Here is an 11,863-nt window from a genome sequence, read left to right as displayed (position 1 = left end):
CCCGCTGGGCGGGGGAGGGGGCAGGATGCTTGTCGGCGTTCGGCGGCAGTTCCCTCCCCTGCGAAGCGGGGGAGGGTTAGGGTGGGGGCACCGGAGCCGGCGCTCAGATCACCCGCGCCTCGTTCTTCAGCTTGTCGACCAGCGTGGCGACGTCCGGCACCTTGATGCCGGCCTGACGCTTGGCCGGCTCGGCCACCTTGACCGTCTGCAGCCGCGGCGTCACATCGACGCCGAGCGCGTCCGGCGTGACGGTCTCCAGCGGCTTCTTCTTCGCCTTCATGATGTTGGGCAGCGAAGCGTAACGCGGCTCGTTGAGGCGCAGGTCGGCGGTGACCACCGCCGGCAGCTTCAGTTCCACCGTCTCAAGGCCGCCGTCGATCTCGCGCGTCACCGCGACCTTGCCGTCACCGGCAACGACCTTCGACGCGAAGGTGCCCTGGCCCCAGCCGAGCAGGGCGGCCAGCATCTGGCCGGTCTGGTTGCAGTCGTCATCGATCGCCTGCTTGCCGAGGATCACCATCCCCGGCGCTTCCTTCTCGACCAGCGCCTTCAGCACCTTGGCGACGGCCAGCGGCTGGGTCTCGACATCGGTCTGCACCAGGATGGCGCGGTCGGCACCCATGGCGAGAGCGGTGCGCAGGGTCTCCTGGGCCTGGGCCGGGCCGACGGAGACGACGACGATCTCGGTCGCCGCACCGGCTTCCTTCAGGCGCACCGCTTCTTCGACGGCGATCTCGTCGAAGGGGTTCATCGAGAATTTCACGTTGGACGTCTCGACGCCGGACTGGTCGGTCTTCACCCGGATCTTGACGTTGTAGTCGACGACGCGCTTCACGGCGCAGAGGATCTTCATGGCGCGGGTCCCTTTGAAAATGGGCGGCGTGCAGGCATGGCGAGACGTTGGCCCCCTCCCCATCCCTCCCCCACCTTTGGTGGGAGAGGGGGCAGGACGCTTGCCGGCGTGACGTGATTGCGAAAGCGGCGGCAGTCCCCTCTCCCCTCGGCCGGCCGCAGGCCGGTCCGATGAGGGGGAGGGTTAGGGAGGGGGCAAAGAGCCCCGCCCCTTACAGCCCCTCGGTCTGCTTGCGCAGGACGTATTTCTGGATCTTGCCGGTCGAGGTCTTCGGCAGCGGGCCGAACACCACCGTGCGCGGGCACTTGAAGTGGGCCATGTGTGACCGGCAGAAGGCGATGATGTCGGCCTCGGTCGCGGTGGCGCCGTCCTTCAGGGTGACGAAGGCGCAGGGCGTCTCGCCCCACTTCTCGTCATGGCGGGCGACGACCGCAGCCTCCAGCACCTCGGGATGCTTGTAGAGGACATCCTCCACCTCGATCGACGAGATGTTCTCGCCGCCGGAGATGATGATGTCCTTCGACCGGTCCTTGATCTCGACGTACCCGTCCTCATGCCAGACGGCGAGGTCGCCGGTGTGGAACCAGCCGCCGGCGAAGGCCTCATCGGTCGCCTTCGGGTTCTTCAGGTAGCCCTTCATGACGTTGTTGCCGCGCATCATGATCTCGCCCATGCTGCGGCCGTTCTTCGGCACCGGCTCCAGCGTGACGGGATCGGCGACGATCACCGCCTCCAGCATCGGGCCGCGCACGCCCTGGCGGGCCTTGATCGCCGCCTTGTCGTCCAGCGACAGGCCGTCCCAGCGGTCGTGCCAGACGCAGACCACGGTCGGGCCGTAGCATTCGGTCAGGCCGTAGACATGGGTGACTTCCCAGCCCATGCGCTCCATGCCCGCGATGACGGCGGCGGGCGGGGCGGCACCGGCCACCATCACCTTCACCTTCTGCTCGATGCCCTGCTTCAGCTCGGCCGGCGCATTGTTCAGCATGTTCAGGACGATCGGCGCGCCGCAGAAGTTGGTCACCTTCTCGTCGCGGATCAAGTTCAGCACGGCGTCCGGGCGGACCTGACGCAGGCAGACGGCGGTGCCGGCAGTGACCGCGATGGTCCATGGGAAGCACCAGCCGTTGCAGTGGAACATCGGCAGCGTCCACAGATACACGGGCGCGTCGCCCATGTTCCAGGACAGCGCGTTCGACACCGCGTTCAGATAGGCGCCGCGGTGGTGATAGACGACGCCCTTCGGGTTGCCGGTGGTGCCGGAGGTGTAGTTCAGCGCGATGGCCTGCCATTCGTCGGCCGGCAGGGTCCAGGCATGCTCGGTGCCGACGTCGCTGATGAAGGCCTCGTAATCGCGGTCGCCGATCAGCTCGCCGCCGGTGTAGGTCGGGTCGTCGATGTCCACCACCGGGATCGGCGAGTCCAGCAGAGCCAGCGCCTTCCTGGCGACGCCGGAGAACTCGCGGTCGACGATCAGGATCTTCGCCTCGCCATGCTTCAGGATGAAGGCGATGGCCTCGGCGTCCAGGCGGGTGTTGATGGCATTCAGCACGGCCCCGGCCAGCGGCACGCCGAAATGCGCCTCGAACAGTTCCGGCGTGTTGGCGGCCAGCATGGCGACGGTGTCGCCGGTGCCGATCCCCACATTCGCCAGCGCCGCGGCCAGACGGCGCACGCGGCCGAAGGTCTCCGCCCAACTCCGGCGGACCGGGCCGTGGACGACGGCCAGCCGGTCGGGCCACACGGCGGCGGCGCGCTCCAGGAAGGTCAGCGGCGTCAGGGCAACGAAATTGGCGGCGTTGCGGTCGAGATCGCGCTCGTACGGATTGACGCGGACATCGACGCTTTGATTCGCCGCGGCGGCAGTTTCACTCATCGGACCGTTCTCCCCAGGGGTTCTTTGTTGCGCGCCGACATTGGGCGCGGCGGTGTTGGAAACAGCCTCTACCAGATCAGCTTTGCGCAACTTTCTCAGGATTATGACCAATTGTTATTGGCGTTGTTTCACGGTGGCGCGAGGGGGTGCCCCCATCACCGCAGCCCAATCATCGCAACCACGTCACGTCTCCCGCGAACAGGTACCCGGCGCCATAGACCGTCTTGATCAGCCGCGGCGCGCGCGGGTCCTCTTCGATCTTCTTGCGGATGCGCGAGATGCGGACGTCGATGCTGCGGTCATAGGGAAAGTCGTCGCGGTCCTGGTCGGGACCCTGCAGATGCTCGCGCGACAGCACGCGCTTGGGCGCCTTCAGCAGCATCAGCAGAAGCGAGGCCTCCGCCGCCGTCAGGCTTTCCTGCCGGCCATCGTCGGCGGTCAGCGTCAGGTTGCCCAGATCGAACACCCAGGGGCCGAAGCGCGCCCGCGCGGTCTCCACCGGGACGGCGGCGCTGGACAGCTGTTCGCGGCGGCGGATGGCGCTGTTGACGCGGGCGACCAGTTCCCGCGACTCGAACGGCTTCACGATATAGTCGTCGGCCCCCAACTCCAGCCCCAGCACGCGGTCGGAGGTGCCGCCGCGCCCGGACAGGATGATGACGCCGAACCGCACGTCCTCCCACAGCTCGCGCACCAGGGTCAGCCCGTCCATGTCCGGCAGGCCGAGATCCACCAGGCACAGGTCGGGGGCCTGACGCTGGATCGCCGCCCGCGCCTCCCGCCCGCTGGCCCAGCAGGACACCTCATAGCCGTAGCCCTCCAGCACCTCCGTCACCAGCCGGCGGATGTCGGCCTCGTCCTCGACCACATAGATGCGCTTCTTCTGTCCCACGCGCGTTTCCCCTCGGCACTCGTCGCCCTGCATTTTTTCAGGTGCGCTCATTTGGCCCGATCATATCAGGCCGGCGCGGGTTCGGTGGCGTGGCCAATGGCCGCCACCAGGTCCCGCTTGTCCCATGGCTTGCGCAGTATGACGGCATCGGCGGGGACGTCGCCATACTCGACGGCGAATCCGCTGACCAGAACCACCCGCATCGCCGGCCGCAGCAGCCGGGCGCGCCGCGCCAGCTCCACCCCGGACAGGCCGGGCATCACGATGTCGGAGACCAGCAGCGACAGCCCGTCGATCTGCTCCACCAGCTCCGCCGCCTCGTCGCCGCTGGCCGCCTCCACCACCGAGAAGCCGAGATCCACCAGCTGCTGGCGCATCACCTGCCGCACGTCGTCGTTGTCCTCCGCCACCAGCGCCAGCTGGCCGGACCAACCGCCGGGCTGCGGTTCGGCCGAAGCCGGATCGGCATCCTGCAGGCGTGCCACCGGCTCGGCCCGCGGCAGCAGCAGGGTGACGACGGTCCCCTCCCCCGGCCGGCTGTCGATGCGCAGATAGCCGCGCGACTGCTTGACGAAGCCGTAGACCATCGACAGCCCCAGCCCCGACCCCAAAGCCTTCGTCGTGAAGAAGGGCTCCACCGCGCGGGCCAGCGCCTCCGGCGTGAAGCCGGTGCCGGTGTCGCTGACGCGGATTTCCAGGTAATCGTCGGGCCGGACCGGCTCGTCGAAGGACTGGTCGCCCTCCAGCTTGCGGATGCCCACCGCGATGTCGAGCCGCCCGCCGTTGGCCATGGCGTCGCGCGCGTTGATGGCGAGGTTGACCAGCGCGTTCTCCAACTGGGTCTGGTCGGCGATGGTCCAGCACTCCCGCCCCTCCTCCGGCACGCCGATGGCGATGGAGCTGGGGAAGGAGCGGCGCAGCAGCACCGCCATGTCGCGCAGCAGGCCGCACAGCTCGATCGGTTCCGGCTTCAGCGGCTGCTGGCGCGAGAAGGCGAGCAGCCGGGCGGTGATGTCGGCGCCGCGGCGGCCGGCACGCTGGGCCGGCTCCAGATAGGCGTCCAGCCCCTCCACCGAAGCGTAGCGGTCGCGCGCCGCCGACAGGTTGCCGATGATGATCGACAGCAGGTTGTTGAAATCATGCGCCAGCCCGCCCGACAGCTGCCCGACCGCCTTCAGCCGCTGCGCCTCCACCAGCTGGCGTTCGGTCTGCTTCTCGTCGGTGATGTCCAGCGTCAGCACGAACAGGCCGGTGACGGCGCCCTCCTCCAGTCCGCCCTCGCCGCGATGCGGGATCAGCGTCGTCTTGGTCACCATCTCGCGGCCGTCGCGCGGGAAGGCATATTCGAAGGTCACCACGTTCCCCGCCAGGCAGCGGTCGAGATGGGAACCGAGCGCCGCCATGGCACGCCGGCCGACCACGGCGGCAAGGTCGCGGCCGATCACCTCGGCCTTGTCGCGCCCGACCAGTTCGGCCCAGCGCAGATTGGCGAAGGTCAGCCGGCCGTCGCGGTCCAGCCCGGCGATGCAGGCGGGAATCGCGTCCAGGATCACGCGCTGCCGGGTTTCCGCCTCCGCCAGCGCGGCGGTACGGTCGCGCACCCGGCTGTCCAGCGTGGCGACGGTGTCGCGCAACTGCCGGACCATGCCGTCGAAGGCGGTTCCCAGCAGCCCGATCTCGTCGCCGCGGCGGATGCCGCTCTGGGCGTCGAGGTCGCCGGCGCGCACCTGCGCCGCGGTGTCGGCCAGACGCCGCAGCGGCCGGACCAGCCGACCGACCGCGATGTAGCCCAGCAGGCTGCCCGCCGCCATCAGCGCCATGCCGATGGCGAGGATGCGGTTGCCCAGCACCACCGACGACCGCCGCAGCTCGTCCACATAGACCGACGAGGCGATGTACCAGTCGAACCCCTCGAAATGCCGGACCCAGCTGATCTTCTCGTACGCATAGTTGCCGGGATCGTCGGGCTTGTCCCACAGGTAGGTCAGCGGCTCGCCCTTCGCCGCGGCAACCTTCAAATCCTCGGCGATCGGGCGCCCGGTGGCCGAATTCAGCCGGTCGCCGAAGGCCGTGCCCTCGATGTTCGAATTCGGGTGGATGATCATCCGGTTCGCCGAATCGAAGATGTAGAGATAGCCGGTGCGGGCGATGCGCAGCTTGCGCAGGGCTTGGCGCAGATCCTCGATGGCCTCGGCCTTGCGCCGCTCCACCTCGGCATCGACGTCGGCCAGATAGGCGCCGGTGCCGACGATGATGCCGCGCTTCGACAGATCCTTGAAGAAGCTGAGCTTCGGCGCCCGCTCGTCGCCGTTGGGCCGCCACCACGGATAGGTCTGGAACCCCTCCCCTTCGCGCTTGGCGGTGGCGACGATGGTGGGCAGGATGTGGCGGCCCAGATTGTCGCGCAAATCGTCGGACTTCCGCCCCTCATAATCGGGCGACGGGTGGGACAGGATCACCGAGTCGTAGCCGATGGCCCAGACATAGTCGCCGTTGCCATAGCGGAAGGCGTGCAGCCCCTCCATCGCCTCGCGCCGGGCCTCCTCCATCGTGATCTCGCCACGGTCGGCGCGGGCATAAACATGCTCGATATAGCCGACCGCCAGTTCCAGCACATCGCGCAGGCGGGTCTTGTACGACTCCACCGTGGATGTCCGCTGTTCCTCCAGCCCGACACGGATGCGGCTGACCAGTTCGAACACGTTGTCAAGGATGGTGCGGCTGGCGTCGCGTTCGATCTCGTAAGCCTTCTCCTCGATGAAAGGGACGGAGAAGACATAGGCCGCGGCGGAGAACAGCCCGAGCGAGATCAGGATCGCCGAGAACAGCCGGAGGAACAGGGGCGAGCGGATCATTTTCCGGGCGGGGGCGGCAGGATGCGGGGATTGGGGAGGCGCCGCCATCATCCCAGCTTCGCCGCCGCGCCTCAATGCGAATCGGTGGGATTGTTACCTGAATTGCGTTGAAACAATTCGTCATATTTCCGGGAAATTTGCGAAACAGTGTTTTGTTAGCCGGAAGGACATAAGCCGAATCCCATTGATTTGGGTCGGGCACCACAAGGACGTCCAGCGTCTGGAGGAAACATGCACTCCCCCGCCAACAATCCGGTTTACGAGAGGGTCCGCCGGAACCCCAAATTCCACGAACTGGTCCGCCAGCGCAGCCGGCTGGCCCTGGTCTTGTCGGCCATCGTGCTGGTCGGCTACTACGCCTTCATGATGGTGGTCGCCTTCGCGCCGGACCTGCTGCACAAGCCGATTTCCGACGAGTCGTCGCTCAGCGTCGGCTTTCCCATCGGGGCGGGGATCATCATCCTGTCCTGGCTGCTGACCGGCGTCTATTCCCACTTCGCCAACGGCCGTTTTCAGGACCTGACCGACGAGATCACGCGGGAGACGCTGCAATGACCGCCCGCCGGATCCTCATCGCGGCGGCTGCCGCCACCCTGTTCGCCCTGCCTGCACTCGCCGCCGGCGATGTCGGGCAGGTGGAGAAGCAGCCGATCAACCTGTCGGCCATCGGCATGTTCATCGCCTTCGTGCTGATGACGCTGGGCATCACCTATTGGGCGGCCAGCCGCACCCGCTCCACCTCGGACTTCTACACCGCGGGCGGCGGCATCACCGGGTTCCAGAACGGTCTGGCCATCGCCGGCGACTATATGTCGGCCGCGACGCTGCTGGGCCTGTCGAGCCTGGTGTTCGCCAAGGGCTATGACGGCTTCGTCTACACCATCAGCTTCTTCGTCGGCTGGCCGATCATCCTGTTCCTGCTGGCGGAGCGGCTGCGCAACCTCGGCCACTTCACCTTCGCCGACATCGCCTCCTACCGGCTGGACCAGGGCAAGATCCGCACCTTCGCCGCCATCGGCTCGCTGACGGTGGTGTGCTTCTACCTGATCGTCCAGATGGTCGGCGCCGGCCAGCTGATCAAGCTGCTGTTCGGGCTGGACTACAACATCGCGGTCGTCGTGGTCGGCGTGCTGATGGTGGTCTACGTCACCTTCGGCGGCATGATCGCCACCACCTGGGTGCAGATCATCAAGGCGGTGCTGCTGCTGGGCGGCGGCATTCTGCTGGCCTTCCTGGCGCTGTCGCGCTTCGGCTTCAGCCTGGAGGCCATCGCCAAGAGCGCCATCGCCGCGCACAAGGACGGCGTGAAGATCATGGGGCCGGGCACGCTGCTGGCCGACCCGGTGTCGGCGGTGTCGCTGTCGCTGGGCCTGCTGTTCGGCACGGCCGCCCTGCCGCACATCATGATGCGCTTCTTCACCGTCCCCAACGCGCGCGAGGCCCGCAAGTCGGTCTTCTACGCCTCGGGCTTCATCGGCTTTTTCTTCCTGATCGTCTGCGTTCTCGGCATGGCGGCGATCACCATCGTCGGCACCGACCCGCAGTTCTTCGAAGGCGGCAAGGTCGGCGGCAAGCTGATCGGCGGCGGCAACATGCCGGTGATGCATCTGGCCAAGGCGCTGGGCGGCGACCTGTTCCTGGGCTTCCTGTCGGCGGTCGCCTTCGCCACCATCCTGGCGGTGGTGTCGGGTCTGGCGCTGGCCGGCGCCTCGGCCATCGCCCATGACCTCTATGCCCGCGTCATCCGCAAGGGCGAGGCGACGGAGCGCGAGGAGATGCGCGTTTCCAAGATCGCGTCGCTGGTGCTGGGCGTGCTGGCCGTGGTGCTGGGCATCGCCTTCGAGAAGCAGAACGTCGCCTTCCTGGTCGGCCTGACCTTCGGCGTCGCGGCGTCGGTGAACTTCCCGGTGCTGATCCTGTCGATGTACTGGAAGGGGCTGACCACCCGCGGCGCGCTGGCGGGCGGCATCGCCGGCCTGATCTCCGCGGTCACGCTGGTGATCCTGTCGAACGCCGTGTGGGTCGTGGTGCTGAACAACCCGGCGCCAATCTTCCCCTACGAGCAGCCGGCCCTGTTCTCGATGACGCTGGCCTTCCTCGTCACCATCATCGTGTCGAAGCTGGACAGCAGCGCGTCCGCCCGTGCCGAGCGCGAGGCTTTCGAGGACCAGTTCGTCCGCTCCCAGACCGGCATCGGTGCCGCCGCCGCGGCCAAGCACTGATCGCCTGACATTCCGACCGAAAGCGCCCTTCCCCAGACCAGGGGAAGGACGCTTTTCCTTTGTCAGCCGGCCGAAACGCTGTTGTCCTTGCGGCGCGACAGCTGCACCTGCCCGTCCAGGCATTTGACGTAGCCGGTCTTGCCCGGCTTCAGCCCGTCGAGGATGGTGACCAGCGCCCGCGGGATCGCCGCAAATTCCTTGGAGCCGCGCGATTGGCCGTTGTAGGCGGCGATGTGCTTGCGCACCTCCTCCTTGGACACCGGCTTCCCGTCATTCCCGATCATCTCGTCCGCCTTTCGATCCGCCTCAAAGCCAACAAACCTGATTGGCGACAGGCTTACGCCGGCAACCCGTCCGCCGCAACCGGCGGGCCGACGCGGGTCGCCGGAAAGCGGATGGTGGCGGTGGTGCCGCGGTCCGGTTCGCTGTCGATCGACAGACTTCCGCCATGCAGGGCCATCAGGTCGCGGCAGATCGACAGCCCCAGCCCGGTGCCGCCGAACCGTCCGGGGATGCTGCTGTCGGCCTGCTGGAAAGGCTCCAGGATACGGGTCAGCGCCTCGGCCGGAATGCCGATGCCGGTGTCGCGCACGGCGATGGCGATCCCGCCGTCCTCCTCCTGCGCCGCGCTCACCGTCACCCGGCCGCCGCGCGGGGTGAATTTCACCGCGTTCGACAGCAGGTTCAGCAGCACCTGCCGCAACGCGCGCTCGTCGGCCAGCAGGCCGGGCAGGCCGGGGGCGCAGTCGACCGCCAGCAGCACGCCGCCGGCATCGGCCGGCACCGCGGCCAGCGCCCGGCAATTCTCGATGGCCGCCGCCGGTTCCAGCCAGCTTTCATCCAGCGTGTAGCGCCCGGCCTCCAGCTTCGACATGTCCAGCACGTCGTTGATGAGGTCGAGCAGGTGCCGGCCGCTGTTCTGCACATGGCGGGCATAGTCGCGGTAGCGCGGGCTGCCCAGCGGGCCGAACAGCTCGTGCAGCATGATGTCGGAAAAGCCGATGATGGCGTTCAACGGCGTGCGCAGCTCGTGGCTCATGGTCGCCAGGAAGGCGCTCTTGGCGCGGTTGGCGGCCTCCGCCTGATCGAGCGCCGCGGCGAGCCGCGCGGCCGCCTCCACCCGTTCGGTGATGTCGCGCGCCTCGACCACCAGCACCGTCACGGCGCCCCGGTCGTCGAACACCGGCTTGATCGTCACGTCCATCACGCGGGTCGTGCCGTCGGTGACCACGTCGGTCTCATAGCGGACGAATCGGCCCGCCGCCGCCTTTTCGATGGATTGACGGAATCCCGCCGCCAGCTCGTCGGTGCGGGCCCAGCCGCGGAACTCCCAGGCGCGGCGCCCGACCAGGGCTTTGGCCGGCAACCCGGCCAGCGCGCAGGCCGGCTGGTTCAGCGCCAGAACCCGACCATCCGGCGACAGCAACCCCATGATCTGGAAACTGCTGTCGAACAGTGCCTGCGACCGCCGGTCGCTGGCCCGCAACGCCTGCGTCGTCGTCTCCAGCCGACCGAGCTGCCGCAACGCCAGCAGGGCCAGCAGCGTCACCACCACCGAGACCGCCGCGGTTTCCAGGACGCGTTTCCAGCGGTCGTTGTACCAGCCGGCCAGCACGTCATCGGTGCGGATGCGGACATAGACGTACAGCGGCAATCCCGCCACCCGGCGGACCGTGCCGATGCGCTCGCGCCCTTCCGCCGGGTCGAAGCCGGACAGCGTCCGCGCGGCTTCCCCGACGGGCAGCCGCGGCAGAAAGGCGGCGAAGGCGGCGCGGTCCTGGTCCAGCCGCAGACCGGTCCGCGAATAGGCCAGGACCGCGCCGTTCTCGCGATAAAGCAGGATGATGCTGAGCGGCCCGATAGTCTGGCTGGCGTAGAGCCGGGTGAAGCGGTCGAGGTCGAGCACCGCCACCGCCACGCCGCTGCCGTCCGTCAACGGCCGGGTCATGGCCGCCCGCCAGCCGCCGTCGGCCGTCTGGTATGGCCCGACGAAGGCCGCCGAACCGTCGCGCACCGCGTCGCCCAGCGGGGTTCCGGCGACCGAGGCCGGATCGTCCAGCCCGGCGGCCTGCCGCACCCGCCCGTCCCGCTCCACGATCAGCATGCTCCGCAGGGCCGGTCCGGGGCCGGACTCCACGCCCGGCGGTTCTGCCGTGTCGCTCAGCAGATGAGCGGTGATGCGTCCGCTTTCCGCCATCGAATGCAGGGAATAGCCGGCAACGACGATGACGCGGCGGGCATCCTCCTCCAGAAGGATCGACAGGTTGGCGGTCTGGCGCAGCCCGTCCTGGATCGCCCGGTCGCGCGCGCGGTCAAGGTCGGCGTAGGCGACCAGCCAGAAGCCGGCGATAACCGCCACAAGCAGGCCGATGCGCAACGCGGCGACCGGCGGCAGGGACGATAAGCGCCACCGTCTCCCGTGCGCGCCACCGTCCGGTTCGGAGAGATCCGTCAAAGAGAATGGTCCGCCGCATCTGAATTCTGAAACGACGTCAAGCCGGACAGGCCGGACGCGGCAAACTGTAGCATGCCGATGCGGGACATTTCACGTTCGCACACCCCTGATCCGTGCAGAAGTTGCAATGCGGTGCATGATGCCCGGTTCGGGAAAAGTTTGGCTCGACAAAGCCGCCCGCCCGCGCTTCTCTGCCCGACGACGATGCGAGGGAGGGTCCGGACCGGCATGCTGCAGGATTTCATCGGTGGCCTGACACAGGGGCCGTTCTTGGGGCTGATGCTGTTCCAGATCGCCATCGTCTGGCCCTTGTCGCGCATTCTGCGGCGGGCCGGCTTCTCGCCGCTGTGGGCCCTGTTCTCGCTGGTTCCGCTCGGGCATGTCGTTCCGATCGGCGTGATGGCGCACAGCCGCTGGCCGGTCCTGCCGGCGCGTCAGGCGCGCAAGGTCAAGGCACGGAGGACGGCATGACGGAGACCGTGATCCATCTGGGTTTCTGGGAACTGCTGATCGGCTCGATCGTCACGATGTACATGCTGATCGCCGGCGGCTGGGTCCTGGCCAAGGCCGGGCGCAGCCCGTTGTGGATCCTGCTGCTGCTGTTCCCTTACATCAACGTTCTGGCGGTCTGGGTCTTCGCCTTCATGCGCTGGCCCTTCGTCGACCGCGCGCCCAAAGCCGCCGAACCAGGGCCGGCCGACAGGAACTGA

The 11,863-nt window shown here is 67.9% G+C and carries 10 protein-coding genes; 4 read left to right on the top strand and 6 right to left on the bottom strand.

Features of this window, described 5'->3' with window-relative positions; genetic code table 11:
- Nucleotides 1-103: 103 nt before the first annotated feature.
- From M5E06_RS00330 to M5E06_RS00315, 4 genes are all read right to left on the bottom strand, one after another.
- Nucleotides 104-853, bottom strand: coding sequence for an electron transfer flavoprotein subunit beta/FixA family protein (locus tag M5E06_RS00330; RefSeq protein ID WP_252136750.1), 750 nt, complete (start codon nucleotides 851-853; stop codon nucleotides 104-106).
- 211 nt (nucleotides 854-1,064) lie between these two features.
- Nucleotides 1,065-2,729 carry an acyl-CoA synthetase gene (locus tag M5E06_RS00325; RefSeq protein WP_252136749.1) on the bottom strand — a complete coding sequence of 555 codons (1,665 nt, stop codon included), beginning with the start codon at nucleotides 2,727-2,729 and terminating at the stop codon, nucleotides 1,065-1,067.
- 169 nt (nucleotides 2,730-2,898) lie between these two features.
- The gene (locus M5E06_RS00320; RefSeq protein WP_252136748.1) at nucleotides 2,899-3,621 is read right to left on the bottom strand and encodes a response regulator transcription factor; all 723 of its coding nucleotides are present in this window, start codon (nucleotides 3,619-3,621) and stop codon (nucleotides 2,899-2,901) included.
- A 65-nt stretch (nucleotides 3,622-3,686) separates the two neighbouring features.
- A complete protein-coding gene (locus M5E06_RS00315; RefSeq protein ID WP_252136747.1) occupies nucleotides 3,687-6,476 on the bottom strand; it encodes a cache domain-containing protein in 2,790 nt (929 codons plus the stop codon).
- A 231-nt stretch (nucleotides 6,477-6,707) separates the two neighbouring features.
- Here M5E06_RS00315 and M5E06_RS00310 point away from each other — a divergent pair, with 231 nt between their 5' ends.
- Nucleotides 6,708-7,031, top strand: a complete 324-nt coding sequence (locus tag M5E06_RS00310) for a DUF485 domain-containing protein (protein ID WP_252136746.1) — start codon at nucleotides 6,708-6,710, stop codon at nucleotides 7,029-7,031.
- Complete coding sequence (locus M5E06_RS00305) at nucleotides 7,028-8,698, top strand: cation acetate symporter (protein ID WP_252136745.1); 1,671 nt, start codon at nucleotides 7,028-7,030, stop codon at nucleotides 8,696-8,698. The genes M5E06_RS00310 and M5E06_RS00305 overlap by 4 nt, the downstream gene beginning before the upstream one ends.
- Before the next feature lie 62 nt (nucleotides 8,699-8,760).
- On the opposite strand, the gene M5E06_RS00300 is transcribed toward M5E06_RS00305, so the two are convergent.
- Nucleotides 8,761-8,982, bottom strand: coding sequence for a hypothetical protein (locus M5E06_RS00300; protein WP_109075987.1), 222 nt, complete (start codon nucleotides 8,980-8,982; stop codon nucleotides 8,761-8,763).
- 53 nt (nucleotides 8,983-9,035) lie between these two features.
- Complete coding sequence (locus M5E06_RS00295) at nucleotides 9,036-11,153, bottom strand: sensor histidine kinase (RefSeq protein WP_252136744.1); 2,118 nt, start codon at nucleotides 11,151-11,153, stop codon at nucleotides 9,036-9,038.
- A 228-nt stretch (nucleotides 11,154-11,381) separates the two neighbouring features.
- Here M5E06_RS00295 and M5E06_RS00290 point away from each other — a divergent pair, with 228 nt between their 5' ends.
- Together M5E06_RS00290 and M5E06_RS00285 are read left to right on the top strand one after the other, a co-directional pair.
- Nucleotides 11,382-11,624, top strand: coding sequence for a hypothetical protein (locus M5E06_RS00290; protein WP_109151339.1), 243 nt, complete (start codon nucleotides 11,382-11,384; stop codon nucleotides 11,622-11,624).
- Entirely contained in the window at nucleotides 11,621-11,863 is a 243-nt protein-coding gene (locus M5E06_RS00285; RefSeq protein WP_252136743.1) for a hypothetical protein, read from the top strand. Before M5E06_RS00290 ends, M5E06_RS00285 begins: the two co-directional genes overlap by 4 nt.

The organism is Azospirillum sp. A1-3, assembly GCF_023806445.1.
In the GTDB taxonomy this organism is placed as follows: Bacteria; Pseudomonadota; Alphaproteobacteria; order Azospirillales; family Azospirillaceae; genus Azospirillum.
Note: the sequence above shows the minus strand (reverse complement) of the source record. Positions and strands in the feature narration are given on the sequence as shown.

Bases quoted from the DNA above. Each gene is read 5' to 3' on its own strand.
- M5E06_RS00290 (WP_109151339.1), top strand. From the start codon at position 11,382: ATGCTGCAGGATTTCATCGGTGGCCTGACACAGGGGCCGTTCTTGGGG.
- M5E06_RS00300 (WP_109075987.1), bottom strand. From the start codon at position 8,982: ATGATCGGGAATGACGGGAAGCCGGTGTCCAAGGAGGAGGTGCGCAAG.
- M5E06_RS00315 (WP_252136747.1), bottom strand. From the start codon at position 6,476: ATGATCCGCTCGCCCCTGTTCCTCCGGCTGTTCTCGGCGATCCTGATC.
- M5E06_RS00310 (WP_252136746.1), top strand. From the start codon at position 6,708: ATGCACTCCCCCGCCAACAATCCGGTTTACGAGAGGGTCCGCCGGAAC.
- M5E06_RS00325 (WP_252136749.1), bottom strand. From the start codon at position 2,729: ATGAGTGAAACTGCCGCCGCGGCGAATCAAAGCGTCGATGTCCGCGTC.
- M5E06_RS00330 (WP_252136750.1), bottom strand. From the start codon at position 853: ATGAAGATCCTCTGCGCCGTGAAGCGCGTCGTCGACTACAACGTCAAG.
- M5E06_RS00285 (WP_252136743.1), top strand. From the start codon at position 11,621: ATGACGGAGACCGTGATCCATCTGGGTTTCTGGGAACTGCTGATCGGC.
- M5E06_RS00305 (WP_252136745.1), top strand. From the start codon at position 7,028: ATGACCGCCCGCCGGATCCTCATCGCGGCGGCTGCCGCCACCCTGTTC.